This is a genomic window from Acidovorax sp. GW821-FHT10E04 (genome assembly GCF_059415185.1).
In genome coordinates, this window is record NZ_JBWKMT010000007.1 from 333,970 (window position 1) to 359,100 (window position 25,131).

General features: G+C 66.1%; 22 protein-coding genes. 9 read left to right on the forward strand and 13 right to left on the reverse strand.

The genetic code is table 11. From position 1 onward, the window contains the following. Positions 1–18: 18 nt before the first annotated feature. From AC07OC_RS22380 to pgaA, 6 genes are read right to left on the reverse strand one after another with little or no spacing between them, the layout of a single operon-like run. Positions 19–1,374 carry a sigma-54-dependent transcriptional regulator gene (locus AC07OC_RS22380; protein WP_218341353.1) on the reverse strand — a complete coding sequence of 452 codons (1,356 nt, stop codon included), beginning with the start codon at positions 1,372–1,374 and terminating at the stop codon, positions 19–21. Continuing rightward, positions 1,374–3,278, reverse strand: a complete 1,905-nt coding sequence (locus AC07OC_RS22385) for a sensor histidine kinase (RefSeq protein WP_218341352.1) — start codon at positions 3,276–3,278, stop codon at positions 1,374–1,376. The genes AC07OC_RS22380 and AC07OC_RS22385 overlap by 1 nt, the downstream gene beginning before the upstream one ends. 50 nt (positions 3,279–3,328) lie before the next feature. Further along, positions 3,329–3,910, reverse strand: coding sequence for a poly-beta-1,6-N-acetyl-D-glucosamine biosynthesis protein PgaD (gene pgaD / locus AC07OC_RS22390; protein ID WP_218341351.1), 582 nt, complete (start codon positions 3,908–3,910; stop codon positions 3,329–3,331). After that, on the reverse strand, positions 3,900–5,177 hold the full coding sequence (gene pgaC, locus AC07OC_RS22395; protein WP_218341350.1) for a poly-beta-1,6-N-acetyl-D-glucosamine synthase: 1,278 nt from the start codon (positions 5,175–5,177) through the stop codon (positions 3,900–3,902). Before pgaC ends, pgaD begins: the two co-directional genes overlap by 11 nt. Beyond that, the gene (gene pgaB, locus AC07OC_RS22400) at positions 5,174–7,270 is read right to left on the reverse strand and encodes a poly-beta-1,6-N-acetyl-D-glucosamine N-deacetylase PgaB (protein WP_218341349.1); all 2,097 of its coding nucleotides are present in this window, start codon (positions 7,268–7,270) and stop codon (positions 5,174–5,176) included. Before pgaB ends, pgaC begins: the two co-directional genes overlap by 4 nt. Further along, positions 7,270–9,711, reverse strand: coding sequence for a poly-beta-1,6 N-acetyl-D-glucosamine export porin PgaA (gene pgaA, locus AC07OC_RS22405; RefSeq protein ID WP_218341348.1), 2,442 nt, complete (start codon positions 9,709–9,711; stop codon positions 7,270–7,272). The genes pgaB and pgaA overlap by 1 nt, the downstream gene beginning before the upstream one ends. A gap of 494 nt (positions 9,712–10,205) precedes the next feature. Here pgaA and AC07OC_RS22410 point away from each other — a divergent pair, with 494 nt between their 5' ends. After that, positions 10,206–10,415, forward strand: a complete 210-nt coding sequence (locus AC07OC_RS22410) for a hypothetical protein (RefSeq protein ID WP_369641194.1) — start codon at positions 10,206–10,208, stop codon at positions 10,413–10,415. A gap of 155 nt (positions 10,416–10,570) precedes the next feature. Here the strand turns inward: AC07OC_RS22410 and pdxR are convergent, their stop codons facing one another. Beyond that, a complete protein-coding gene (gene pdxR / locus AC07OC_RS22415) occupies positions 10,571–12,055 on the reverse strand; it encodes a MocR-like pyridoxine biosynthesis transcription factor PdxR (RefSeq protein WP_494602274.1) in 1,485 nt (494 codons plus the stop codon). Positions 12,056–12,165: 110 nt separating this feature from the next. On the opposite strand from pdxR, the gene AC07OC_RS22420 reads away from it, so the two are divergent. From AC07OC_RS22420 to AC07OC_RS22430, 3 genes are read left to right on the forward strand one after another with little or no spacing between them, the layout of a single operon-like run. After that, positions 12,166–13,431 (forward strand): benzoate/H(+) symporter BenE family transporter, encoded by a 1,266-nt coding sequence (locus tag AC07OC_RS22420; protein ID WP_494602276.1) that lies wholly within the window; start codon positions 12,166–12,168, stop codon positions 13,429–13,431. Next, positions 13,424–14,239: a YggS family pyridoxal phosphate-dependent enzyme gene (locus AC07OC_RS22425; protein ID WP_218341345.1), complete on the forward strand. Its 816-nt coding sequence runs from the start codon at positions 13,424–13,426 to the stop codon at positions 14,237–14,239. The genes AC07OC_RS22420 and AC07OC_RS22425 overlap by 8 nt, the downstream gene beginning before the upstream one ends. Continuing rightward, positions 14,236–14,955: a glutamine amidotransferase gene (locus tag AC07OC_RS22430; protein WP_494602278.1), complete on the forward strand. Its 720-nt coding sequence runs from the start codon at positions 14,236–14,238 to the stop codon at positions 14,953–14,955. Before AC07OC_RS22425 ends, AC07OC_RS22430 begins: the two co-directional genes overlap by 4 nt. A gap of 138 nt (positions 14,956–15,093) precedes the next feature. On the opposite strand, the gene AC07OC_RS22435 is transcribed toward AC07OC_RS22430, so the two are convergent. Both AC07OC_RS22435 and AC07OC_RS22440 read right to left on the reverse strand, forming a co-directional pair. Continuing rightward, entirely contained in the window at positions 15,094–16,152 is a 1,059-nt protein-coding gene (locus AC07OC_RS22435) for a DMT family transporter (protein WP_494602280.1), read from the reverse strand. Between the two features lie 126 nt (positions 16,153–16,278). Continuing rightward, complete coding sequence (locus AC07OC_RS22440) at positions 16,279–17,073, reverse strand: SDR family NAD(P)-dependent oxidoreductase (protein ID WP_218297355.1); 795 nt, start codon at positions 17,071–17,073, stop codon at positions 16,279–16,281. A 234-nt stretch (positions 17,074–17,307) separates the two neighbouring features. Between AC07OC_RS22440 and AC07OC_RS22445 the strand changes: the two genes are divergently transcribed. Beyond that, the gene (locus AC07OC_RS22445) at positions 17,308–17,751 is read left to right on the forward strand and encodes an ester cyclase (RefSeq protein WP_218297356.1); all 444 of its coding nucleotides are present in this window, start codon (positions 17,308–17,310) and stop codon (positions 17,749–17,751) included. Positions 17,752–17,781: 30 nt separating this feature from the next. On the opposite strand, the gene AC07OC_RS22450 is transcribed toward AC07OC_RS22445, so the two are convergent. Continuing rightward, positions 17,782–18,786, reverse strand: coding sequence for a LacI family DNA-binding transcriptional regulator (locus AC07OC_RS22450; RefSeq protein ID WP_218297357.1), 1,005 nt, complete (start codon positions 18,784–18,786; stop codon positions 17,782–17,784). A gap of 101 nt (positions 18,787–18,887) precedes the next feature. Between AC07OC_RS22450 and AC07OC_RS22455 the strand changes: the two genes are divergently transcribed. The 4 genes from AC07OC_RS22455 to AC07OC_RS22470 are packed head-to-tail and all read left to right on the forward strand — an operon-like array spanning position 18,888 to position 22,354. Next, on the forward strand, positions 18,888–19,391 hold the full coding sequence (locus AC07OC_RS22455) for a 2,4'-dihydroxyacetophenone dioxygenase family protein (RefSeq protein WP_218297358.1): 504 nt from the start codon (positions 18,888–18,890) through the stop codon (positions 19,389–19,391). A gap of 37 nt (positions 19,392–19,428) precedes the next feature. After that, positions 19,429–20,415 carry a Bug family tripartite tricarboxylate transporter substrate binding protein gene (locus AC07OC_RS22460; protein ID WP_218297359.1) on the forward strand — a complete coding sequence of 329 codons (987 nt, stop codon included), beginning with the start codon at positions 19,429–19,431 and terminating at the stop codon, positions 20,413–20,415. A gap of 34 nt (positions 20,416–20,449) precedes the next feature. Beyond that, positions 20,450–21,346, forward strand: a complete 897-nt coding sequence (locus tag AC07OC_RS22465; RefSeq protein ID WP_218297360.1) for an MBL fold metallo-hydrolase — start codon at positions 20,450–20,452, stop codon at positions 21,344–21,346. Positions 21,347–21,379: 33 nt separating this feature from the next. Next, entirely contained in the window at positions 21,380–22,354 is a 975-nt protein-coding gene (locus AC07OC_RS22470) for a Bug family tripartite tricarboxylate transporter substrate binding protein (RefSeq protein ID WP_218297361.1), read from the forward strand. 275 nt (positions 22,355–22,629) lie between these two features. Here the strand turns inward: AC07OC_RS22470 and AC07OC_RS22475 are convergent, their stop codons facing one another. The 3 genes from AC07OC_RS22475 to AC07OC_RS22485 all read right to left on the reverse strand — a co-directional run bounded on the left by AC07OC_RS22475 (position 22,630) and on the right by AC07OC_RS22485 (position 25,131). After that, the gene (locus tag AC07OC_RS22475; protein WP_369641186.1) at positions 22,630–22,923 is read right to left on the reverse strand and encodes a DUF4148 domain-containing protein; all 294 of its coding nucleotides are present in this window, start codon (positions 22,921–22,923) and stop codon (positions 22,630–22,632) included. 260 nt (positions 22,924–23,183) lie between these two features. Further along, positions 23,184–24,179: a Bug family tripartite tricarboxylate transporter substrate binding protein gene (locus AC07OC_RS22480; RefSeq protein WP_494602283.1), complete on the reverse strand. Its 996-nt coding sequence runs from the start codon at positions 24,177–24,179 to the stop codon at positions 23,184–23,186. Positions 24,180–24,264: 85 nt separating this feature from the next. After that, positions 24,265–25,131 carry an HTD2 family dehydratase gene (locus tag AC07OC_RS22485; protein WP_492245730.1) on the reverse strand — a complete coding sequence of 289 codons (867 nt, stop codon included), beginning with the start codon at positions 25,129–25,131 and terminating at the stop codon, positions 24,265–24,267.

A 25,131-nucleotide genomic window follows, 5' to 3' on the forward strand; every position in this document is an offset into this window, starting at 1 on the left:
TCCGTGCGCAGCGGGACCCTAGCCGCGCAGGAAGTCTCTTGCCACCAGGCCATGCCGGCGCAACTTGTCGTACAGCGTCTTTCGGGGGAGATGGAGCTGCTCGGCGGCCTGGGCCACGCGGCCCCGTGCCTGGCGAAGCGCTTCACGTATCAGCGCGGCCTCTGTTTCGTCCACGCGCGCGGTGAGCGACGTAGAAACCGGCGGCGGATCGGCTTGCGAAAGCCCGTCGGGCAGGCCCAGGCAAAGCCTCTCGGCAACGTTGCGCAGCTCGCGGATATTGCCGGGCCACCGGTGGGCCTTCCAGCGGCGCAGGTCGTCATCGCTCCATTCCGGTTGCGCCATGCCGTGGTGTTGGGCGAACTCGCGCAGGAAGTGGGCCATGAGCAGCGGGATGTCCAGCATGCGATCGCGCAATGGCGGGACGTCGATCGTCACCACATTGAGCCGGTAGAACAAGTCCTCGCGAAATCGGCCTGCCGCCGTCATGGCCTTGAGGTCCCCCTTGACGGCGGCGAGCACGCGGCAATCGACGGGTATGGAGACATTGCTGCCCAGCCGTTCGATCTCGCGCTCCTGCAGCACCCGCAGCAGCTTCAGTTGAACGGAGAGCGGCATCGACTCGATTTCATCGAGGAACAATGTGCCTTTGTTGGCGAACTCGATGCGCCCCACGCGCCGCTTGGCGGCGCCGGTGAAGGCACCCACCTCGTGGCCGAAGATTTCACTCTCGATGACGCTCTCTGGCAGGGCGCTGCAGTTGAGCGCAACAAAGGGACCGCTGCGGCCGCTGGCGGCATGAATCGCCCGTGCCACGACCTCCTTGCCCGCGCCCGTCTCTCCGGCGATCAGGACATCCACGTTGGTCGCCGCCAGTGCGCGAACCAGCTGGCGGACACGCTGCACGGCGGGTGTCTGGCCAATGAGCGGACGCCCCTCTTCGCAAGGCAAGCGCTCACGCAGGCGCCGGTTCTCTTCCAGCAGCACGCGCCGCTCGACGGCCCGGCGCACGACGCCGACCAGCGTTTCCGAGGAAAACGGCTTCTCTATGAAATCGTAGGCGCCTTCGCGCATTGCCTGCACCGCCATGGCGACGTGCCCGTGCCCGGTGATGAGAACCATCGCGACTTCACGATCATACTGGCGCAATTTGTTGAGCAGCTCCAGGCCATCCATGCCGGGCAACTTGACGTCGCTCACGACGGCCCACGGCTGCACGTCCTCGAAAACATCCAGCGCGGCCTCCGCGCTGCCGACCGCCTTCACAGTGATGCCGGCAAGCACCATGGCTTGCTCGAGGCCGCGCCGCACGGCGGGCTCGTCATCCACGAGGAGAACTCGCGGCCTTTCGTCGGCAGGGATGGGTGGCACGGGCATCAATAGACCTCCAGCGTGATGGTGAAGAGCGCGCCCTGCCGGTCCAGGTTGCGCGCTTCGATGCGCCCGCCGAAGCTCTCGACGATGCTTTGCGAAAGGGCGAGCCCAAGACCCAGCCCCGCGCCCGCGGGCTTGGTGGTGTAGAACGGTTCGAACAGCCGTTGCATGGCCTCTGGCGCGATGCCGCCGCCCGTGTCGCTGACGGAGATGACGGCATGGCGCCCTTTTTGCCGGACCGCCACCCTCACCAGGCGCTCCGCCCGGGACTCGACCGCGTCGAGCGCGTTGCGCATCAAGTTCACGAGCACCTGTTCGAGCCGGGTGGCGTCGGCCCGCACCGGGCGGGTCGCCAGCGTTGAGCTGACCAGGATATCCGCCCGCACCTCGCACCGCCGAGACTCTACGAGCATGAGCGCATGATGGATCGCCATGTCCATGGCCACGGGTTCGAGGCTGGTGCTGTCGGCGCGGGCAAAGGCCTTGAGCAGCGCCATGATGCGCCCCATGCGGGCGGTGAGTTCGCTGATGAGGTGAAGGTTCTCGCGCACCTCTTCCAGGCGCGCGCCGTCAAGCAGCGTGATCGCGTTGTCCGACAGGGTCCGCAGCGCGGTGAGCGGCTGGCTGAGCTCGTGGCCCATGCCTGCAGACATCTGCCCGAGCACGGCGAGCTTGCCCGCATGCACCGCACCGTCCCGCGTCTCATGAAGAATCGCCTCGGTACGGCGCAGTTCTTCGATCTTGCGTTCCAGCGAGGCATTGGCGTGGCTGATATCCGCCGTGCGCTCGATGATGCGCTGCTCAAGCCGGGCATTCGCTTCCACCAGCGCGCGCTTGGCTTTGCGCATCTCCTCACGGCGATACCGGCCTTCCTGAAAGCCGATGGTGAGCGCCCCCAGGAAGGCGACGACGGAGGCGGCGGCCAGTGCGGCCAGGACGGCGGCGCGGCGCGAGGGTGCCTGGTCCACCAGAAGTGCGGCACGCCAACCCAGATCTTCGCTCGCATGGGTGGCCATGGTGTAGTGCGTGATGCCCCCTTCGCGCACGAGCGTTGCGTGGGACCGGGTGAAATCCAGCCCCGGCCCGGGCAGCGCGAGCAGCGGCAGGTCCCCATACTGCCGCGATTGCCGGATGCGGTCGCGCGCGGCCGGTGCGAGCGCGGCGACGGTGCGGTACCGCCACTCGGGAACGGAGCTGAGAATGACCACGCCCTCGCGGTCCGTGAGGATCACCACGTCGGTGCTCTGCCGCATGGCTTCCTCGAACTTTTCGAGCGAGAGCTTGACCGCGATCACACCGCGGGCGCCGCCCGGCGCCACCACGCCGGCCGCCAGGAAGTAGCCGGCTTCGCCGGTGGTGGATCCGATGCCGTAGAAGCGCCCGGTGCGGCCCGCCATCGCATCCTTGAAGTAAGGCCGATAGGCGTAGTTCTCGCCAACGAAGGTCAGCACCTGGTTCCAGTTGCTCGAAGCCAGCGTCGTCCCGCCGGCATCCAGCAGGTAGACGGCAGAAATGCCGGAGGCCTTCGCCACTGTTTCAAGATACGCGTTGGCGGCGGCCTGGGCCGCCAGCGTGTTCGTGTCCAGCAGCGAGCCAAGCGTTGACTTGAGTCCGATGATGCCTGGCAGGGCTTCGTTGCGATGGACGAGCGCCTGCAGGCTGAGCACGACAAACTCGAGGCGTTTCGCGGCGCCCCGGGCCTGCTCTTCCCGATAGAAAGTGAAGGTGGCCACATAGGCGACCGCGCCGCACAGCGCGCATGCCGCCAGCACGACAACGTGGCGCCACCGCCAGCGGAGCGTCGTGCCCGCCCGGGCGGGTATCGAGAGATCGCCCGAGGATGCATCGCGCAGCGGATCCGCCGCAGGCAAGACCCGCAGCGAAGAGGCATTGCGGGGTGTCGTCATGGGCGATCCGTGGGGTCAACCTGCCTGCACGGCGCAGGCCCATTCTTCCATCAGCGCCGTCCCCGGCGCGATGCAGGGGGCTCGGGCTCCAGCGCCCCGGGGGTGGTGTCGGTGGCATCCCTGAGCTGCCCTTCATGGTCGTGGTGAACCAGCAGCTGCCGCGTGCGCTGCCAGGACGACAGGCGGGCGGGCGGCACGTCAATGTAGGAGGCCAATGCGGACAGCGACGATGGCTCATGGGTGGATGGCGCCTCGCGTTCATGCTGGCGGCGGCGCCACGGTGCCACCACCAGCATCGATACAAGGATCGCGGCGATCACTGCCGCGTACAGGCCAAGCAGATGTAGCACTTCGGGCTGCGAGCGGGCATTGAGCACATAGGGCCAAGCGTACCAGACCGCACAGAACCAGATCGCGAGGGTGAGCGCAGGGCGCAGCACGCGCAGCCAGAGGTACATGGCGAGCGTGCGCCGCGGCGACCGCCCCGCGCCGAACGCCTGCAGCGAGACCCGGGCGGCATCGATGATCGGCTCCTCGCCCACTGGCTGCCCCCAGGAATGCCGCCGGCTCGGTGGGCGCACGTCGGCGTGCGGCGCGGGCGGCAGGGCGTGGTCGTCGGGCTCATGAGACATCGGAGACTCCTCGGTCGGGGCTCGTCCACACCGCGCGCTTGCCGCGGCGGCGCATCAGAGCGTTGGGAAGCGCGACCACGGTGGTGGTCATCGTGATGGTCCAGAATGCGATCGGATACCAAATCGTTCCGGCGAAATAGCGCATGAGATCGCGGTCGTAGCGCCGGTCGATCCACAGGCTCAGCAGCATCTGCAGGATGCAGGTCATGGCCAGCAGCGTGCCTTGCCAGTGCGGAAGAAGCGTGGAGTGCCACACCGATTCCTGCGGCAGCAGCGGACGCATCGCGCTGATCAGCAGCACGATCGCCATCGCGTAGGCCCACACCACGCTCGCCATGTATTCGCCATAGATGAGCCACAGGCGCCAGCTGCGCAGACGCAGGATGGAGGGCGTGATGCGCAGCATGGTCTGGATACCGCCCACCGCCCAGCGCAGGCGTTGTTTCCAGAGGCCGCGCAGCGTTTCCGGCATCAGAATCCAGCACAGCGCGCGCGGCTCGAACCGCAGCCGCCAGCCAAGGAGCTGCAACTTCCAGCTGATGTCGATGTCTTCGGTGAGCACATCCGGGCTCCAGAAGCCCACCTCGAGTACCGCGCGGCGGCGGAACATGGCGAGCACGCCGGACACCGTGAACAGCGTGCCGACAAGCTGCTGCGAGCGCTTGATGAGACCGATGATCGAGGAGAACTCACCCACCTGCATGCGCCCGAGCAGCGTGGTGCGCGTACGGATGCGCGGGTTGCCCGTGACGGCGCCAATGCGGTCCGAGACCAGCATGCGCCGCAGCATCCAGGCGATGGCGTTGGGGTCCACCAGCGCGTCCCCGTCGATGCCGAGAATGTACTCGCCGCGCGCGAGCTGGCTCGCGGTGTTGAGGCCGACGGCCTTGCCCTGGTTGCTGGCGTTGTGGATCACGCGCAGGCGGCTGAACTCCAGCGTCATCGCGTCGAGCAGATCGCCAGTTCCATCGGTGCTGCCATCATTGACGGCGATCACTTCATAGTTCGGGTAGCGCGTGCGCATCAGCTGCTCGATCACTTCTCGCAGGTGAGGCGCCTCATTGAAACAAGGGACCACCACCGTGACGAACGGCCGCGAGGGCAATGCCAGCAAAGGGTCGGTCTCTACGTCGTCCTTGCGTTCGAACGCCCACGCGTGCGAAAGGCCGCCGGCCATCCACACCCATGCCATGAAGAACGGGTAGTAGAAAACGAAACCGAAGAGCAGCGAGGGCAGCGCCTGGACGAGCCACGGGCCGGAGGTCATCGGGATTCCCCGGCCTGCGCAGGCACCGCAGGCGCCGTCTGTGGAGGGACCGTCGCCGCGGCACCCGCCGGCGAGCGCAGCGCGCGCGGCAGCAGCTTGCGCACCGAGATCGCGCGGCGCACCGTGTCGAGCGAGGGATGGTTGCCAAGAAAGTCATCCGGGTAGTAGCCCAGGTGCCGCACGCCTGCGCGCTGCAGCTGCGCCCACTGGCGCGTGAGCTCGTCGTTGGGCACGGGCTTTCCGGTATGCCAGTCGCGGGCCTGCAATTCGAACACGGTGCCGTCCAGACCACGGGGGGTGTCGGCTGCGCGGCGCGCCAGCCGGGCAAGCCAGCCCTGGGCATCGCTCTCGCGCTCCATGCGCGGCATGGCCATCAGCGCAACATAGTCGTAGGCCGCGAGCGATGCTTCGTAATTTTGCGCGAACCATTGCTCCGCCTCGGGTTCGAGCACGGGCCGGGCGTACAGGTTGCGCGCGGTTTCGAGCGTTGGCCGCCAGGCGCCCACCCGGCCCAGGAGCTCCTGGGTGAACTCGATGAGGTGGCGGGTCTTGGCGGTGGTCCAGCGGGACCGCAGCGCCGGATCGGCCTGGATGGCGCCCACGTCGGGCGGCAGGCCCCAGCGGGCGTAGGCGGACAGCGCGTCGGGAGAGGCGTCCTCGTCGTCGGCCAGCATTGCGTCGTCGTGGAACAGCAGGCCATCGAAGAAGGTGTAGCGGCCCAGGTCTTCATAGATGTCGCCGATCAGCGTGCGCACCGCCGGATGGAAGGGCGTGAGCCGGTGATAGCGGTCGGCCGGCGCCTTGCCGCCCTGCGCCATCACCGTATGGGCAGACAGTGGATGCGAAGCCGGCAGACGGTAGGCCATCACCGGCATCCAGGCATAGACCTTCACGCCGGCGCGGCTGCGCAGCTGCCAGGCAGCGCGGCCGAACAGGTCGGCGCGCACGGGCAGATGGCGGTTCGGGAAGTACATGGCATCGGCCACGCCGTCGCCATCGGGGTCGGCGTAGGCCTGCAGGAACACCGAGCGCGGCCGCACGGCGGCCACACGCTCGATCAGTGCCGAAAGGTTGCGCTCCTGCTGTCCCGGATCGGGGTCGTACACATAGTCAAGGTCCACGTGCATCACGCGGTTGACAGGCCGCGTCTCGCCGCCCGCAGGGCTGCGCAGGAGCTGGGCGTATTCGGGCGCCGCATTGTCGTAGACGGCCAGCGCGCGGCGGATGCGTGCGAGCGGCACGGCGGCCGTATTGGGGCCATCGTCCAGCGTGAAGGTGATTGGCATGCCCGCGCGCTCGGAGGCCCGCAGCGCCATCGCGTTGTAGGCGCCATAAGGCCAGACGGTGGCGCGGACCCTGGCGCCGGTGCGCGCCTCGATGATCTCCCGGCTGCGGCGCAGGTCGGTCTCGATGCGGTGCAGGTAGGCGGCATCTTCTTCGTAGCGGCCGGTCCCGGGATCGTAGCGATGCGTGGCGGCGGCCGCCAGCATGTTCCCCTGCGGGTTGGCCTGGATGCCCATGTGCATGGCATCGCTGTGGCTGGCGAACTCGGCCAGGCCCGAGCGCGCCATTTCGGCGGCCTCGCGCCAAAGCAGGAAGTTCTCGCGTGGCGCCGGCTTGTCGCCCCAGTGCACCGGCTGGCCTTCGGGCACCTCGAGCCAGCTCGTCACCAGCGCGAAAAGCGCCGGGTACCCGTAGCGCTTGAGCAGCGGAAACACCTTGGTGTAGGCGCTGCGGTAGCCGTCGTCGAAGGTCAACAGCACGGGCCGGACGGGCAGGGGCCGGCCGCCCGCACGCGCGTCGATGATCTGCTGCAGGCTCACCGGGTGGTAGCCGCTGTACTGCAGCCAGGCGAACACCTCCACGAGCGTGCGGTCGTCAATGGCGGTGGCATCGGGCGAGCTCTCGAAACTGGCGCGCACGCCGGTGCGCACGTCATGGAACGAGATCACGCGAAAGCTCACGCCATCGTCGGGGTCGGCCGGCGGCAGCGGTTGGGCGGGCGCAAGCCGGGACAGCGCGCACAGCGCAAGCCCGATCAGCAGCCATGCCATGGCGGCCCGCAGGAAGGGGAAGGTGTTCTTTGCGGACATCACTGCAGGGGCATCGAGAAGTTCAGAAAGACGCTGCGCTGTCGTTCACGCACGCCGTCGTAGGGATGGCTGGCGATGCCCAGGCCGTAGCGCAGCGTGAGCCGCTGGCCCAGGCTCCAGCTGTGTTCATAGCGCAGGCTCCACAGCGGTCCGCTGCCGAAGCCGCGCTGGTGATAGTTGCCTCCACCGACCTCGATGGCCTGGAAGAACTGCCGGTCGTCGCTCTTCCACGTGAGCCATTGGGCCCGCGCCGCAAGCCGCACGCTGGCATCGCGCGGCGGGTTGAAGTACGGCGTGTCCAGCACGCGGCCACGGCCCGTGCCGGCCTCGAGCCGGGTCTCGGCCTGGACGCGCGGCGTGCTGACCCAGCGCTCGGTCCAGCCCAGGCCCAGGCCGCTGCGCACATTGCCGTCGCTGAAATCCAGGCGCTGCCACTGCAGGTTGAAGCGGCGCGCCTCGTTCACCACATGGCCCACGCCGCCCGCCATCTCGCGCGCGCCTGTGCCAGCTACCCGCGCCTTCCAGGGCAGTTCCTTGCTGTCGCCATCGTAGGCAGCCCACAGCCGCCAGGCATCGCTGGCGCGGTAGTCGACGCGACCGGCCATCCTGTTGCGGTAAGGGCCGGCAGCGGCATGCTGCAGAGCACCTTCGGCCACCCAGGGACCGCGCTGCCAGCGCAGGCCGAGGCCACCACGGACCCTTTTGGCGTTGCCGGCCTCGGTGCTGCCCTGGGCGAGCGACTGGTCGTAGAACACGCGCCACTGGTCTGCGATGAGTCCCGAACTCAGCCGGCTGTCGATGCGCCACTCGCCGCTGGCGATCACGGCGCCACCACGCGACGCCGCGGCGTCGACCTCAAGCCGCGCACCGGTGAGGGTATCGCGCTTGCGTTCCATGTCGCGCACCTGCAGGCTGTCGGGAACATCGGCCACCAGCGATGCGGCGCGCTGGCGGGCTTCGCCGAACCAGCCCGCACCGAGCAGCGCCTCGACATGGCCGACGCGCATGCCGATGTCGTCGGGATGGTCCGCCATCTGCGCCTCAAGGCGCGCGAGCCCGGCCTCGGGGCGTTCGCGCAAGCGCTCGGTGAGGCTGGCGCCAAGGGCATAGCCCGCGTTGAGCGGCGCGTCCAGCGTCAGCGCCGTGAAGCTCTGCTGAGCAAGCGCGAGCCGGTCGGTGTAGAGCTGCATCAGCGCACGCATGCCAATCACCTCGGTGTATTGGCTGTTGGGCCGGCCAGGTTCGGGTGCCAGGCGCGTGAGCGCCGGCGTGCTCTCCTCGAGCCGCTTGAGCAGCGCTTCAGCCTGTTCGAAGCGGCCGGTGTCCAGGTAGGCATAGACCAGGCCGAAGTGGATTTCGCCCGGCATCGGCACGTCCGCCCCACCCTTCGCGATGGCGGCTTCATACAGGGGCACGGCCTCGGCCGAACGACGCTCCTGCGCGAAAGCGCGGGCCGCCGCGGCAAGTCCGTGGAACGGCAGGTCGATGCCCGCCAAGCTCAGGGTTTCGTAGAGCGCGACGGCGTCCCCGGGACGGCCACGCTCCACCAGCGCGAGCAGCCGATCGGACTCAAGATTCCTGCGCAGCACGCGCCAGGCCTCGGCGTCCGCGCCGTGGGCCTGCTGCGCCGCGGCTTCTAGCCGGACCAGGGCGGCCTCCTGGCCGGCCAGCACCTTGTCGAGTGCGACCACGCGCGCCACGCCCCGGCGTTGGTCGCGCTCCTGGAGGGCCCAGCGCAGCCGCTGGGCCAGTGCCTTCTGCTGCAGCATGGACAGCGCCAGCGCGGAAAAGGCGCCGGGGTTTTTCCCTGCGGCTGCTTCGGCTTCGGCGTCGTCGAAGGCGGTAGGCGCCGCGCCGTTGTCGGCGAGCAGAAAGTCGGCCTCGCGGCGAATGTCCAGGCGCTCGGGGCGCAGCGCACCGGCCTCGGCGTAGGCGGCCATCGCGATCAGCGGCTGGTCTTCGGCGCGGGCCACGGCAGCGCGCAACTCCAGCAGCGCGACACGGACTTCGATGTGCTCTGCCGCTTTCCGCATGAGCGCCTCGCTGATTGTTTTCGCGCCCACGACATCTCCGCTGTCGAGGCGCCAGAAAGCTTCGTGGATGCGGGGTCCGAGCGCCTGCGGCTGCCGCGCGCGCCAGATGCTGATGGTGTCGCCTTGCAACGCGGTGTCCTGCACGCGCCGCGCGGCCACGGCGAGCGCCTCCAGCGCGTAGTCGCTCAACCCCGCCGGGGTTTGCTGGCGTCCCAATGTCACGGCTTCGGCGAACTGGCCGCCGGCGGTCGCCATCACGACGGCGTCGGAGACCAGACGCTGGCGCACGCTGTCGCTCAATGGCACGTCGAGCCAGTCCTTCAACTGCTGCAGCGCTTGGGCCGGGGGGACATGCCCCCCGCGGTGCGCCAGGATCAAGGCATCATGCCGCTGCGGGTCATAGGCCATGGAACTGCGGCCCGTGGCAGCTGGGGCGGAGTCCGCCGGGTTCGCGAATGCCACCGAGGCACCCAGCATCAATGCGCAGGCGATGGGAGGGAAAGCCGTTGACCACCCTCGATGCCGCAGCGGAACTGCGCCGACAGCCCCGGATGGCCGTTCCGCGGCAAACGATCCGCCGTCTTGTTGGAGGACTGGCACTCGGCAATCCGGCTATCGATGGAATTTGGCAGCAGTGCGCGGCGCCCATGCACACCCCAGGCGCTCGCCGTCATCGCCGATGACTGCCTGGCAAGACGGGTGGAGGCAGGGTGGAGGGGCGTGCGGCTTGGGGTGTGACAGCATGGAGATGGGGGTTCCTGAACCTGTGTTGGACGAAGCCGCCTTGTTCATGGTGGCTTGAAATCACGCAAGAAGATGGTTCACACGGCATCCATTTCTGCAATCGATGAACCGATCAACGAATGTCCATCTAGCAACGCATGTGCCACACGGCGCCGTCCTTGGAAGTCATTGATTTCAAAGAGATTTCCATTTCCATGGCGGCACCTTTCCCGCATTCCTGGATGAAAATCCATCCCAAAAAACCGGAGAGGCTGGAAATCCGCACATGCCGCGCGGTGATGCCCTGCGCCCGCGTTCACCCCGGACGCGGCATGTGCCTGAAGGAAAGACAACCCCGGGCTTGTCCGGCCCGTGCCGGCGGCCAATGAGCCGACAGATCGCCCCCATACGCTGGGCGCCTTGCGGCTGGGGGGTGTCGCTGCGGGTGGATGGCCGCGCTGCGCATCCACAGAATGGCCATGGGGCTTCGGCAGCAACCTCGACGGATCCGAAACCTTCCCAGCCACGGACTGGGCGGCCGCCTTCAACGATCCAGCGTGCGCAACACCTGCGCGAGCTTCTTCACAGCGGTCTCCAGTTCCTTCGGCGCATACGCGGCAAATCCCATGAGGAATCCGGCCCGGCTCGTGCCCGCTGCATGCAATGGCGTAAGTCCCAGCAGATCGATACCGGCACGCTGCGCTGCGCCCATGGCTTCCAGCTCGGGAATGTCGCGAATGAACCGGCAGGACATTTGCATGCCGCCGTCCGGCACTTCAGGCTCGACGAAGTCCGCCAGGTGCCTGCGCACGAGCAGTTCCAGGGCATCGCGCCGCTCACAATAGACGGCACGCATGGTCCGCACGTGCGCCCCGAAATGGCCACCCTCCATGAAGCGCGCCAGGGTCAGTTGCGGAATCGGCGCGCTGTGCCCATCCAGCAGGGTGCGTGCGGCGGTCATCGGAGCCACGAGTTCGGGCGGCAGCACCATGAAGGCAATGCGCAAGCCCGGAAACATCGACTTGGTGAATGTGCCGATGTAGATCGTTCGCTGGTTCGGGTCCAGGCCCTGCACGCAGGCCGTGGGCTTGCCCGCGTAATGGAACTCGCTGTCGTAGTCATCCTCGATGATCCAGGCCTGGTGCTGCCGGGCCCATTCGATGATGTCCAGCCGCCGGTCCAGCGCCAGGGTGGCTCCGGTCGGAAATTGATGCGAAGGCGTGAGAAACACCGCCTTGCCCGGTTGCCGCGCCTTGCGCAGAGGCTCCACCCGCATTCCCTCCCCATCCAGCGGCACGGGCACACATTCCAGCCCCGCGGCGTCGAACGCCTTGCGCGCGCCGTGGTACACGGGGTCTTCAACGAAGATGCGGTCGCCAGCGTCCAGCAGCACGGTAGCGCACAGGGTCAGGGCCTGCTGGGAGCTGGTGAGCACCAGCACACGCTCGGCCGTGGCATGCGCGCCGCGTTCGAGATTGACGTAGTTCGCAATCGCACGCCGTAGCGGCTCCATCCCTTGCGGTGGGCTGTGCAGCAGTGCCGTGGTGCCCCAGTCCTTCAGCACCTGCCGCTCCAGCCGCTCCCAGGTGGCCAGCGGGAAGCCGCGCGTTTCCGGCACGCCGGGAGCGAACGGGCGGGGAGCCAGAAAGTCCCGCACCCCACCGCCGCGGAACATGGCCGATCCGCGCTGGCTCAGCCGCAGAGGTTCCCGCAGTGCTGCAGGGCGCCGCCCCGTGCCCCGCCTCCGCAAACGCTGAGCCCTCTCCGAAACGAAGCTGCCGCTGCCCACGCGCCGTTCGATAAACCCCTCGGCATGCAGCTGGCTGTATGCCGCCTCCACCGTGTCGCGGGACAGGCCCAGCGACTTTGCCAGTGCGCGCGACGCAGGCAGTGGCGCCCCCACCTCCAGCGCACCGTCGAGGATGAGTTGCCGGATGGCGCGCTGAATGCGCGCGTGCAGGGGCAAAGCGCCATGCGCTGGATCGAGCACCCAGGCTTTCACGGATTCAAGTTGCGCATGCTTGAACAATTGGCCGGTATCTCATCGAAAAATTGGCTGGGCGCAGTATGCCATTTCAAGCCTATAAATCAGCACCATGGCCCGCTCCATGGGGCCACTTTCAGGAGCCCCGATCCCACATGCCGTCCCCACCGCCCGCCTCCTCTTCCCGCTGGTCCGATCTCGCCCATCCCATTGTCGCGGGCCTCATTTCCGTCATCGTCAACTACGGCGGTACCTTCATTCTCGTGTTCCAGGCGGCCAGGGTGGCAGGCCTGAGCCCGGAGCTGACGGCATCGTGGGTGTGGTCGATTTCGATTGGCGTGGGCGTCACGGGGCTCATGCTCAGCTGGCGGACGCGCGAGCCGATCATTACCGCCTGGTCCACGCCGGCAGCGGCGTTCCTGGTGACGGCACTGGCCACCACGCCCTATGCCGAAGCGGTGGGCGCGTACCTGATCTCCGCCGCGGCCTTTGTGGCGCTGGGGCTGTCAGGCTGGTTCGAGCGCTTGATCCGGCTGATTCCTTCGGGCGTGGCCGCAGGCTTGCTCGCGGGCATCCTGCTGCAATTCGGCATCCAGGCTTTCGGCGGCATGGGCATCGATCCGGTGCTGGCTGGCTTGCTGATCGTGACGTATGTGGTGCTCAAGCGCTTCAGCGCACGCTATGCCGTCGTGGGCATCCTGGTGCTGGGCCTGCTCTTTCTGCTCATGCAGGACCGGGTGGACCTGTCGGGACTGAGCTTGAAGCTCGCCGCCCCGGTCTTCACCATGCCGGCGTTCTCGCTCAATGCCTTGCTGAGCGTCGCCTTGCCCCTGTTCCTCATCACGCTGACCGGCCAGTACATGCCCGGCATGCTGGTGCTGCGCAATGACGGGTTCAGGACCAGCGCCAATCCCATCGTGGCGCTGACCGGGCTCGGCTCGCTGCTGATGGCGCCGTTCGGTTCGCATGCCTTCAACATCGCCGCCATCACCGCAGCCATCGCCACGGGCCGCGAGGCGCACGAAGATCCCTCCAAGCGCTGGATCGCGGGCATCGCCGCAGGCGTGTGCTACATCCTCGTGGGCGTGTTCGGCGTGACGCTGGCGGCTGTCTTCATGGCATTCCCGGCAACCTTCATCACCACGCTGGCGGGCCTGGCGCTGCTGGGCACCATCGGCGGCAGTTTGGCCACCGCACTGGCCGATGCCAAGACCCGTGAAGCGTCGCTGATCACCTTCCTGGCCGCGGCGGCCAATATCACGCTGCTGGGCATCGGTGGTGCGTTCTGGGGCCTGGTGGTGGGCCTGGCGGCGCACGCCGTGCTCAATGGCACACTGCCGCGCCGCGGGCGCCCCGCCACCGCGGCAGCGGCCGCAGAGCCCGCGATCATCAAGAGGGAAAGGAACCAGGCCAATGCTTGAGCCACCGGACACCCAGACCCGCCACGGCCAGCATGGCCGCTATCCGCAGGCAGCTTCCGTCGACGACTTCCGGCACAACCTGGCGGCGGTGCGCGCCCGCATGGATGCCGCCTGCCGCCGCGCGGGGCGCGACCCGGCCGGGGTGCGCCTGCTGCCGGTGAGCAAGACCAAGCCCGAGTCCAGCCTGCGCCTGGCCTACGCGGCGGGTTGCCGCCTGCTGGGTGAAAACAAGGTGCAGGAAGCCTTCGGCAAATGGGAAGCCATGCAGGACCTGGCCGATCTGCGCTGGTCGGTCATCGGCCATCTGCAGACGAACAAGACCAGGCTGGTGGCACGCTTCGCCAGCGAGTTCCAGGCACTGGACAGTCTGCGCGTGGCCGAGGCGCTGGAGCGCCGCCTGCAGGCCGAGGGCCGCGCGCTGGATGTGCTCGTGCAGGTCAACACCTCGGGCGAGGCCAGTAAGTACGGCCTGTCGCCCGAGGACGTTCCGGCGTTCCTGCGCGCGCTGCCCGCTTTCCCCGCGCTGCGCGTGCGCGGGCTGATGACGCTCGCGCTGTTTTCGCCAGAGGCGGAGCGGGTGCGGCAGTGCTTCATTCTGCTGCGCACTTTGCGCGACCGCTTGCGCCAGAGTGCGCCCGCCCACATCGCCCTGGAGGAACTGTCCATGGGCATGTCCGGCGATTTCGAGATCGCCATCGAGGAAGGCGCCACGGTGGTGCGTGTCGGCCAGGCCATCTTTGGCGCCCGCCCCCTGCCCGACAGCCACTACTGGCCCGGCGAGCCCAGCACCCAGGAGCCACGTCCATGAAAACCGCCATCGCCCTGCGCCATCTGCATTTTGAAGACCTGGGCACGCTCGAGCCGCTGCTGGCGGCGCGTGGCTATGCCGTGCGCTATCTGGACGCCACCACGGATGATCTGCACGCCGTGGACACGACCGCGGCGGATCTGCTGGTGGTGCTGGGCGGCCCCATCGGCGCTTTCGATGACCACATCTACCCCTTCATCCACGACGAGCTGGCGGTGATACGTCAGAGGCTGCAAAGCCGGCGACCGCTGCTGGGCATCTGCCTGGGCGCGCAGCTGATTGCCCGCGCGCTGGGTGCGGGTGTTGCCAGCATGGGCATCAAGGAAATCGGCTTTGCGCCCCTGGTGCTGACCCCGGAAGGCGAGGCATCGCCGCTGGCGGCGCTGGCCCACATGCCCGTGCTGCACTGGCATGGCGACCGCTTCGACATTCCCGAGGGGGCAACGCGACTGGCAGGTACACCCACCTGCGCCAACCAGGCCTTCCGCATGGGACGCCACGTGCTGGCGCTGCAATGCCATCTGGAAGCCGACCCCCGCCAGATCGAGCGATGGCTGGTCGGCCATGCCTGCGAACTCGCGCAGGCGGGCATCGATCCGCGCGCATTGCGCGCCGAAGCGCAAGCCTTGCAACCCGGTTTGCCGCTGGCGGCACGGGCGGCTTTCACCGCCTGGCTGGACGGGATGGAGGCAGGCCTTCAGGAGGAGACTCCGTGAGAAAAACCCGGCATTCCACGGCATCTCGACCGCCATGAACCGGCCCGGCCTGGACCGACCCCAGGCCAGAAATGAATAGCCCCATTTCTGGCCCGGGACGCACGCCGCCGTCGCATGCGCCGAGGGCTGCGGGGTCCCTCAGTGCCTGTGCGAATGATGGGCATCCGGCACGTGGGCGTGGCGGTGCCGCACCGGACCGTGGACGTGCACATGGCTGTGCGGCCCCGCGGGCATGGACTCATGGGCGTGCCCATGGTGACCGTCGTCATGGGTGTGGGCGTGCTCATGTTCCAGGAACTCGTGCGCATGCTCGTGGTGATGGGACTCCATCAAATGAACGGCCACCCCCAGCAGCATCAGCACGCCCCCCGGCAGCATGCCCCACCCCCCGGGGCGATCCCCCAGCATGAGCGCCAGCGCCGCGCCCATGAACGGGGCAAAGGCAAATACCGATCCCGTGCGTGCCGCCCCGAACGCGCGCTGTGCGAGCAGGTAGAAACGCAGGCTCAGGCCATAGCCGCTCGCACCCACGGCCAGAAGCCCCAGGGCGGGCCCCGCCGCGGGAGCGGGCTCGTCCGTCAGCCAGGCCAGCGCCAGCGTGGCGGTGACGCCCAGCACGGCCTTCGCCACCACGACCTGCCCCGGGTCACGCTCCGCCAGCGCACGTGACAGCGTGTTGTCCAGGCCCCAGGCTGCCGTGGCGCCCACAACGGCCATCAGTCCCCAGAACTGGCTGCTGTTTCCGCTCTGCCCCTGGTCCAGCACGAGGGCGATCCCGCCGGCCAGCAGCAGTGCCACGGCCAGTCCCACTCTGCGGTCCATGGTTTCGCCGTAGAGGCGCCAGGCCAGCAAGGCCGTGAACAGCGCCTCCAGGGTCAGCATCAGCGACGCGCCGGTGCCGCTCGTGCGCTGCAGACCCCAGGCCAGGGCCACGGGGCCGATGCTGGCGCCCAGCAAGGCCATCGCCAGCAGGCGCGGAAAGTCTGAACGCCGCAGGCGCGCCTCCCGCTCGGCGGGCTGGCGCAGCAGTGCGCCGATGAAGGCAGCGCCTGCATAGAGCAGCGCCGCCGTGGTGAACGGGCCAACGCCCAGGCCGAGTTTCTGCACCAGCGGCGTGCTGATGCCAAACAGGACGGCCGCCAGCAACGCAAGCAGGCCGCCCCGCAGGGCAGGAAGGGTGTGGGTCGGATCTTTCATCAGCGCGCCATTCTTGCCCATCGGCCCGATCGGCGCCCCCGCCCTTCTTTCTTTCCCGCCTCCAAAAAAGCTCCGGCCAGGGCGCTGTTCGCACCCGCAGCGCTGGCCCTTGCCTGCCATGTGTGGCTACAAGCTCGAGCCCCCATCGACGACCAACTGGACCCCGGTGATGTAGGACGAATCGTCCGAGGCAAGAAACAGCGCGGCCTTGGCGATGTCCCAGGGCGAACCCTGGCGCCCCATCGGGCATCGCGCATCACGGGCCCGGTGGCCGGCTGCAGCCTCTTCCGCGCCGCCGTACAGAGCGTCGGCATGGGGGGTGCGGATCATGCCGGGGATGATGCAGTTGCAACGCACCTGGTCCGCGGCATATTGCCGGGCAATGACACGGGTCATGTGGTTCAGGCCGGCTTTGGACGTGCTGTACGACAGAAACTGCATGGGACTCCACTTCAGGCTTGCCGTGGACGAGACATTGATGATGGAGCCCGACTTGCGGGCGCGCATCCCGGGCACCACAGCACGTGACGTGGCCATCGCTCCGCGAAGGTTGATCTCCATGACCCGGTCCCAGTCCTCATCCTTCACCTCCAGGAGGTCGCCCTGCATTTCAATGCCCACGTTGTTGTGCAACACGTCGATGCGCCCGTGCTGCGACAGAAGCTGGCGCACGACATCGTTCACTTGCGCCGTGTCGGTGACGTCCATCTGCACGGCCTGGGCGCGGCCGGATTCCCCGTGAATCATCTTTGCAGCGAGCCCGGCGGCGTCCAGCGAGCGGTCTGCACAAACCACGATCGCGCCTTCCCGCGCGAAGGTGAGCGCACACGCGGTCCCATTGCCCACCTGCCCTGCGTCCGTGAAGTCCTTGCGCAGGGTACCGGCACCCGTGACGAGCACCACCTTGTCTTTCAGTTTCATAGCCCATCCTTTGAGGAAACGTTTCCTCTCATGCTATGCCAACCTCGTCATGGAGCGGATGGGGATAACCCCACGGTCTCGCGGCTCGCTGGGTGAATTTGTGCAACTGGCCTATTGCCCTAGGGGAATTTCAGAAATCAACACCTGTCGGCATGGCAGGGTAAACCCCGGTCAACCCTTTGGCAGAATCTGCGCAAAATAGCGCAAACGTTTCCACAACAAGGAAAAGGACCCATGACCAACGAAGAGTTGCGCCAGGCGCGCATCCAGACCGTGCGAGACCACATGGCGCTGGAGTGCACCCAGGACTGGGACGGTGTCATCGACACCTTCGAGCACCCGCGGTATGAGATGTATGGCAATGGCGCTGTCTACGACGGCGAAGAGCAGGTTCGCGCCTACTTCCACGCTTCGCGCCAGGCCTTCCCGGACCAGGCCAACGAAGTCATCGCCATCGCCGCCGACGATGCACAGAACACCGTGCTGGTGGAGTTCTTCCTTTTCGGAACTCACCTGGGCGAGTTCCGCGTGCGCGACAGGACGTTTGCGCCGACCGGCAAGAGCTTCAAGGTGCGTATGGCGGCCACGTTCCTGTTCAAGCCGGGCTCGGCGAAAATCATCTGCGAGCGCCCCTACACCTCGCCGGACCTCAAGCTTCAGCAACTCGGGCTCCTGTAGGTGCAACACCCACCCCTTCAGGCCGGCGCGCTAGATGGTCGCGCACGACTCCCGCTCGATGAGCCGCATCTCCACAACGGCCGAACGGGGGCCTGTGGATTCGTCCCGCATCTGGGAGAGCAGCAGCGAGGAGATGTCGCCCGACAACGCCTTGATGTCCCAGGCCAGCGAGGTGATGGACGGGCTGTGCAGTTCCGAGAAGTCCGAGTCGCCGATGGATATCACGCTCACGTCTTTCGGGATGGCCCGCCGAGCGCTGCGTATCGCGGCCAGGACGCCCGCCAGAATCTTCGTGCCCAGGCACAGGAAGGCCGTGGGCCGCTCTCCCGGCATGTTCAGGAGCATCTGGGCCCGCTCGGGAGGAAAGTTCATCGACGAATCCGCCAGGCAAATCAGGCTGGGGTCGAAGCCTATGGACGCTTCCACGAGGCAGTCCTGATAGGCCCGGATCCGGTCCTTGATGGGCTGGATCTGGCTGCCCGGTGTCAGAAGGGCGATGCGCCGGTGGCCCCTGGCAATCAGATAGCGCATCGCGGAGCACGTGCCCTGGTAGTGGTCGACCTTCACCGAACTCAGTGCGTTTCCTCCATCGCGGTCGAACAGAATTGTTGGCGTGCCTTTGATTTCAGACACCAGGTGCGCGATGGAGTCGGTTTGGCACGGGCCAAGAATGATGCCGTCGACCTCTCGGCTCTTGAACAGGCGCACGAGGTTGACTTCGGTCGAGATGTCGTTGTTGGAACTGGCGACAAAGCAGGCGTAGCCACTTTCGGACAGGCTGCGCTCGAGTGTCTTGACCAGGCGGCCGTAGAACGGATTGGAGATGTCGCTCACGATAACGCCCACCGCATGGCTCTGCTTGGAACGCATGGCCCGCGCAATCGCATTGGGCTGGTAACCCAGGCGCGCCGCAACCTCCTGAACCTTTTTCACCGTGTCTTCACTGACACGGCCCGCCCGGTTCATGGCCCGAGATGCGGTGCTGATCGAAACGCCCGCCACGCGAGCCACATCGTGAATGCTAACTGCTGCCATCGAATCCGCCGTACGTTCAAATCATTCAATCGCCGCAATTTTACGCCTATTTTTAGTTTTTGCGGAAACGTTTCTTCATATTAACGCGGACAGGATACCCCATGGCAACCCCCACCTCGCTGACCCCACAAGATGAGCTGCTCACGGTCAATATCAGGAACATGGACTATTTCCCGGGCGGAGCACCGGGCTCGGAAATCATTCCGCTCTTTCTCGACCGGGAAAATGGAATATGGGTGCTTTATGGGAAATTCGCCCCTGGCACCAGGCTTCCAAAGCACTTCCACACGGGTACGGTGCACTTTTTCACCACCAAGGGGCAATGGAACTACGTCGAGTACCCCCAAAACCCGCAGACCGCCGGGAGCTACCTCTATGAGCCGGCGGGCTCCATCCACACTTTTTGCGTGCCTGACGACGCACCGGAGCCGGCGGAAGGATTCATGGTCGTTCACGGAGCCAATGTGAATTTCGATGGCGAGGCCTTCATGAATGTCCGCGATGCAGGGGCCATCGAAGACGGGATATTGAATTATGCAAGGACACAAGGGCATTCCATACCCGCATATATCTCACCCAGGGCTGCCGGATACAAAAACAGATAATCCCGGCCTGATTTTCAACCGCAAAAGGAGACATGATATGAAGTCGCGCAGAAACGTTCTGAAAACCACTGCGGCGGTCGCCGCCTCGGTGTTTGCTCCTGCCCTGTCATGGGCGCAAGCCAAATGGACGGCGAAAAAGCCGATTCAATTGATTGTTCCTGGCCAGGCGGGGGGCAACTCCGACATCTTTGCCCGACTGATCTCCAACGCCATCGGCAATGCCCTGGGCCAACCCATCGTGGTGGACAACAAGCCTGGCGCCTCGGGAACCTTGGCATCGGGCATTCTGAGCAAGTCGCCAGGAGACGGCCACTACCTGCTGGCCGCCAGCAGCGACACCCATACCATCTACCCGCACTTCTTCAACAATCCGAACTTCCGCCCCGAAGGCCACGTCCCCGTGGCCGTGCTGTGCTTCGTGCCGTTCGCGCTGGCCGTGCGCAAGGACCTGGACGTGAAGGACGTTGGCGAATTCATCGCGCTCGCCAAGCGCCAGCAAGTGAGCTTCTCGACCTGGGGCGTGGGCACCACCGGCCAGGCCGCCATGATGCTCTTCGGCCGCGCCGCCGGCACCAGGGAGATGCTGCACGTGCCGTTTACCGGCAGCGCTCCGGCTATTCAGGCGCTGATGGCTGGCCAGGTGGATGCCATGATGGGCGCCATTCCGCTGATTTCATCGGCACGCGCACACCTGAAGCCGCTGGCGGTCATGTCCAGGAACCGATCGCCGGCCATGCGCGATGTCCCCACGATGGACGAGGCAGGACTGGTCATCAACGAGACCAAGGAGTTCTGGGTGGGCATCATGGCGCCGCCCGGAACCCCCGCCGATGCCGTGCACACCATCGCCGACGAGGTGCGCAAGGCGATGGCCCTTGCGGCCGTGAAGAGCCGCATCGAAGAGCTCGGTGCCATCGCCGAATTCGTCGGGCCAGAGGACTTCAAGAAGGTCATCTCCCACGAGTTCGCCCAGTGGGCCCGGATTGCCCGTGAAGCGGGTGTGACGCGCCAGAACATTGGCTAGGTGCCCGCATGTCGTCATCCGTGCTTTTCCTGCGATGAAACAGCTCCACCTGGGCAACACCACGGTCGACAAGGTCGTGGAAATCGACAATTTCTGGGTAGACCCCACTTGGCTCTATCCCAACATTGAACCGTCAGCAGTCTTGAAACACCAGGAGGCCTTGGGCCCGACGTTGATTCACCCAGAGACGAAGAAACTCAACCTGAGCTTTCACAGCTATCTGGTGCGCACGGGGACGGCCAATATCCTGGTGGACACCTGCAACGGAAATCACAAGGACCGGCCCCGCGCGAAGTGGCAGCACATGTTCAAGTCGCAGGAGTACTTGCGCAATCTGGCACGCCTGGGCCTGGGCCCCGAGGACATCGACATGGTTCTGTGCACCCACCTCCACACCGACCATGTGGGGTGGAACACCGTGCTCAGTGATGGCCGATGGATGCCGACTTTTCCCCGCGCAAAGTACATCTTTGCACGGGAAGAGTTCGAACATTTCCTTCGGCAGCACCAAAGCGGGCCGGAATTTCCGGTGGGTCAGGGCTCCTTCCTGGACAGCGTGCTGCCGGTCGTGGAGGCCGGGCAGGCCCTGTTGGTCGACTCCAACCACAGGGTGGATGGAGACCTGGCCAAAGGCGTCTGGCTCGAGGATGCCAAAGGGCATACGCCAGGCCACGTCACGGTCCATGTGAAGGACAACGGACAGCACGGGGTCATGACGGGCGACATCTTCCATCACCCCATCATCTTCCTGGAGCCCGGGCTCATCAACACCGGCGACTGGAACCCCACGCTGGCGCGGGAGACGCGGCAACGGCTTTGTGAGCGATTTGCCGACACATCGTCCGTCCTGCTGACGATGCACTTCCCCGCGCCGACCGCCGGCCGCATCCATTCATGCAGTCACGGCTTCAAGTTCAAGTACCTCAGCTGACGGGCCAGTGCAACCCCAAAAAGGAGACAACCGATGACGAAGACATTCAAGCTATCTCGCGTTCTTGCCGGCCTCGTGATGCTGGCGAGCGTGGCGGCCCTTGCGCAAGGCAAGGACTATCCCCACCGTCCCATCAAGCTCTTGCTTCCCTTGTCCGCGGGCAGCGGCGGCGACGCCCTGGGCCGCCTGGTCGCCGAAGCGATGGGCAAGCGCTTGAACGGATCGTTCTTCGTTGAAAACAGGGTGGGGGCCGGCGGTACCATCGGGGCCGCCCAGGCGGCCAAGTCGCCGAGCGACGGATACACCATCACGATGGGAGGCATGACGTCCCACATCATTGCGCCGGCCGTCTATGCGAAGCTGCCCTACGACCCCGTGAAGGACTTCACTCAAATTGGCCGCATCGGTACCGCAGGGGTCGTGGTGGTTTCCACGATGGCATTTCCCGCCAAGGACCTCAAGGGGCTGGTCGCGCACTCCAAGACCCTCGACAAACCGCTTCAGTACGCGACCTGGGGTCATGGTTCCACCGGTCACCTGTGTGGCGAAGTCATGGTTCAGAAAGCGGGAGCGAAATTCGACCACATCCCCTTCAAGTCTTCGTCCGACCTGGTCACAGGCCTTCTGGGCAACCACATCAACGTGGCGGTGCTCGACATGGGCACCGCGTCGCCCCTCGTGAAAGCAGGCAAGATCCGGGCGCTGGGCATCTGCGGAACACGCTCGCCCAGCATGCCGGACGTGGGGACCTACCCGGACCAAGGCATTGATTTCAAGAGCGAGCTCAGCTGGGTGCTGTTGGCCCCCGGGGGGTTGCCGGCGGAGTTGACGCTCAAGCTCACGGAGGCGCTGAAAGAATCGTTGGCGGACAAAGGCGTTGCGGACCGGATGCTGGAACTCGGAATACAGCCGGCCTACCTGCCGCCAGCGCAACTGCGCCAGCTGATGGCCGAAGACGTGGCAACCTGGAAGCAGGTGGCGGAAGCCGCGAACGTGCTGCCAAACTGAGCGCCACGCCCACATTCCTGCCAAGGCGGCGGATGCGGGCCGATTCTGCGAGTTGGCTCACTCGCGGGAAGCTGGGGACCACGGCGCAGGAGCGGTCACCGCACTCGCGGCCTATCGCCCGCCGCTGGCAAGGATGCGCTGCACCAACAAAAAGGGCTCCCAAAGGGAACCCAGTTTGCTTGTCATCAGTGCGGGTCTGTTCAAAACACTCCCCATGGCAGCGGCACCCGCGAAGTACCGCCACCATGGGAAGGCCCGCAACTGCGTCAATTCAATTACATGGCGCTGAATTCGCCCGAAGGGATCTGGCCGGTGCGCACGGCTTCGGCAGCCTGGGCACGCACGGCGGCGCGGTCGGCGGTGGACTTGTAGGTCACCACACGCGAACCGGCGGGTTCGATGGAGCGGGTCTGTGCCACGGTGGCGGCTTCGGCTTGCACTTCAGCGCGGGTGCGGTTGGTCTCGAACTTGGTGGCGAACTGCGAAGCATCGGCTTCATCGGCCTGGGCACCGAAAGAAGCGAAAGCAGCCACAGCGGCGATGGAGAGGAAACGTGCGGTCGTGTTCATGATGAAAATCCTTGAAGTTAAAAAAGCGTCTCAAAAAAGCCGGGACAAAAACCATTTCTGAACCGGGTTCGGTGAGTCGCCTTGCGGGTTCGGCTCATCGATGGGTTGAACTGTACGTCTGGGGTATCCAAAGAAAAACTACCTGGTCGCGAACTAACTGTTCCAGTATTGAGAACAATCGAAAAGGAGCGCAGCTCCCCAGACCATTCTCAACAGCAAGCCGAACATCAACCCCTCGCCCTCCCATGTCCAAGCCCGCCTCAGTCGAGGGACACACTGGCGCTCTTGACGATGGCCTGCCAGCTTTTCAGGTCGTTGGCCAACAAGGTGGCCAGTTCTGCCGGCGTGGAGGCGACGGGCTCCGCACCTTGTTCTTTCAAACTCCGCACGACGGCGGGGTCTACCAGCACTTCGTGAAGCGCCTGGTTCAGGCGGCCAAGGATCGGGGCAGGCAGCCCCTTGGGCGCAAAGACGCCGAACCAGGAGTCCACGACCATGTCTTTCAGGCCGCTCTCCCTTGCGGTGGGCAACTGAGAAAAGAGAGGGGATCGCTGAGCGCCGGTGACGGCGATCGCTCGCAACTGGCCCGATTTGATGAAAGGCAGCGCGGTGGGTATGGTTGAAAACATGACCTGTGTCTGGCCCGCCATCAGATCCGTCAGCGCGGGAGCGGCGCCTTTGTAAGGCACATGGGTCATGGAAATGCCGGCCTGCTGCGACAGCATTTCCCCCGCGAGGTGAAAGATGCTGCCGGGTCCGGCCGAACCATAGTTCACCTTGCCCGGATTGGCCTTCGCATAGGTCACCAGTTCAGGCAAGGTCTTGATCGGAAGTGTCGGGTTGACGACCACCACGTTGTTGACACGCGCCACGAGCGACACCGGATCGAAGCTGTTCACGGGATTCCAGGACAGCTTTTTATACAGCGATGGATTGATCGCATTCGTTCCGTTGTAGCCCATCAGCAAGGTGTAGCCATCGGCCTTGGCGTTGGCGACTGCCGCCGCGCCGATGTTGCCGCCAGCACCGCCACGGTTGTCGACGATCACGGGCTGGCCCAGCTTCTTGCCCAAACCATCCGCCACGATGCGGCCGAGGATGTCGGTGGTCCCACCCGCCACGAAGGGCACCACGAGGGTGATGGGCTTGGTGGGGTAGTCCTGCGCACAGGCAAGTTGCGTGGCGAGCGGCAGTACAGCCGCCAGAGCGGCCTTGGCGGTCGCGGCGAGAACGGATCGGCGAGATGTAGCGTGCATGGTTTGTCTCCTATGGATGTGGCGAGTCCTCGGGCCGCGAGGAGGCGGCCCGAGCTCGGGTTTTCGCGAAAGTGGGAAAGGTCGTCTAGAACGACGCCTCGGCCTGCATGGACACCGCGCCGTCCGGCTGCGCAGTCCACAGCGTCAGGCCATCGCCGCTGGAAGCCGCATTGACGGTCAGCGGGGTGCCGAGCAGATTGGGCTGCACGCCGCGGTAGCGGAATTGCCGGAGCGGCCGCGTCCCCAGTCGTGCCGCCAACCCCGCCAGGAGGGTGGCCTGCAGCGGTCCGTGCACGACCAGGTTGGCATAGCCCTCGACGTTGCGGCAGTAGTCCAGGTCGTAGTGGATGCGATGGCCGTTGAAGGTGAGCGCCGAGTAGCGGAACAGCACCGTGGAGGTCGCCTCGAAAGGTTCGCTGTGGCTCGGTGCCGGCATGGCCACCGCGGCGGCGCGCGTCGTGCCAGGCGGCGTGGGTTGCTTGTAGACGATGTCGTGGTCTTCGGTGATCGCCACCGTTTGGCCATCGAGAATCTCGTGCCGCACCGTGACGAAAACCAGGTCGCCGCTGCGGCCGCGCTTGTGCTCGACCGAGGTGACGGCGGAGCGCTTGCGCACCGTGGTGCCCAGCGCCACCGGTGCGTGGAACGCGAGGCGACCGCCTGCCCACATCCGGTTCGCCAGGGGCACCGGAGGCAAGAACCCGCCCCGGGCCGGATGGCCATCGCGGCCGAGTTCGCTGGCGGGAAGCCCTTCCAGGAAATACAGCCAATGCCACAACGGCGGCAGCGGCGTGCCTTCGGCGAATTGCGCCTGCGGCAGCCCCAGCGTGGCGGCCATGAGGCGGGCATGGCGTACCGACAGCGTGTCTTCTGCGACAGACTCCCGGCCCATCCAGGTTCGAAGGAAATCCAGATCGATGGCGCTGCCATCCGAGGTGTTCAGTGTGCTCAT

Excerpts from the sequence above, each read along its gene's own strand:
- AC07OC_RS22380 (WP_218341353.1), bottom strand. The coding sequence starts at position 1,374 with ATGCCCGTGCCACCCATCCCTGCCGACGAAAGGCCGCGAGTTCTCCTC.
- AC07OC_RS22385 (WP_218341352.1), bottom strand. The coding sequence starts at position 3,278 with ATGACGACACCCCGCAATGCCTCTTCGCTGCGGGTCTTGCCTGCGGCG.
- pgaD (WP_218341351.1), bottom strand. The coding sequence starts at position 3,910 with ATGTCTCATGAGCCCGACGACCACGCCCTGCCGCCCGCGCCGCACGCC.
- pgaC (WP_218341350.1), bottom strand. The coding sequence starts at position 5,177 with ATGACCTCCGGCCCGTGGCTCGTCCAGGCGCTGCCCTCGCTGCTCTTC.
- pgaB (WP_218341349.1), bottom strand. The coding sequence starts at position 7,270 with ATGTCCGCAAAGAACACCTTCCCCTTCCTGCGGGCCGCCATGGCATGG.
- pgaA (WP_218341348.1), bottom strand. The coding sequence starts at position 9,711 with ATGGCCTATGACCCGCAGCGGCATGATGCCTTGATCCTGGCGCACCGC.
- AC07OC_RS22420 (WP_494602276.1), top strand. The coding sequence starts at position 12,166 with ATGCCGTCCCCACCGCCCGCCTCCTCTTCCCGCTGGTCCGATCTCGCC.
- AC07OC_RS22425 (WP_218341345.1), top strand. The coding sequence starts at position 13,424 with ATGCTTGAGCCACCGGACACCCAGACCCGCCACGGCCAGCATGGCCGC.
- AC07OC_RS22430 (WP_494602278.1), top strand. The coding sequence starts at position 14,236 with ATGAAAACCGCCATCGCCCTGCGCCATCTGCATTTTGAAGACCTGGGC.
- AC07OC_RS22435 (WP_494602280.1), bottom strand. The coding sequence starts at position 16,152 with ATGAAAGATCCGACCCACACCCTTCCTGCCCTGCGGGGCGGCCTGCTT.
- AC07OC_RS22440 (WP_218297355.1), bottom strand. The coding sequence starts at position 17,073 with ATGAAACTGAAAGACAAGGTGGTGCTCGTCACGGGTGCCGGTACCCTG.
- AC07OC_RS22445 (WP_218297356.1), top strand. The coding sequence starts at position 17,308 with ATGACCAACGAAGAGTTGCGCCAGGCGCGCATCCAGACCGTGCGAGAC.
- AC07OC_RS22450 (WP_218297357.1), bottom strand. The coding sequence starts at position 18,786 with ATGGCAGCAGTTAGCATTCACGATGTGGCTCGCGTGGCGGGCGTTTCG.
- AC07OC_RS22455 (WP_218297358.1), top strand. The coding sequence starts at position 18,888 with ATGGCAACCCCCACCTCGCTGACCCCACAAGATGAGCTGCTCACGGTC.
- AC07OC_RS22460 (WP_218297359.1), top strand. The coding sequence starts at position 19,429 with ATGAAGTCGCGCAGAAACGTTCTGAAAACCACTGCGGCGGTCGCCGCC.
- AC07OC_RS22465 (WP_218297360.1), top strand. The coding sequence starts at position 20,450 with ATGAAACAGCTCCACCTGGGCAACACCACGGTCGACAAGGTCGTGGAA.
- AC07OC_RS22470 (WP_218297361.1), top strand. The coding sequence starts at position 21,380 with ATGACGAAGACATTCAAGCTATCTCGCGTTCTTGCCGGCCTCGTGATG.
- AC07OC_RS22475 (WP_369641186.1), bottom strand. The coding sequence starts at position 22,923 with ATGAACACGACCGCACGTTTCCTCTCCATCGCCGCTGTGGCTGCTTTC.
- AC07OC_RS22480 (WP_494602283.1), bottom strand. The coding sequence starts at position 24,179 with ATGCACGCTACATCTCGCCGATCCGTTCTCGCCGCGACCGCCAAGGCC.
- AC07OC_RS22485 (WP_492245730.1), bottom strand. The coding sequence starts at position 25,131 with ATGAGCACACTGAACACCTCGGATGGCAGCGCCATCGATCTGGATTTC.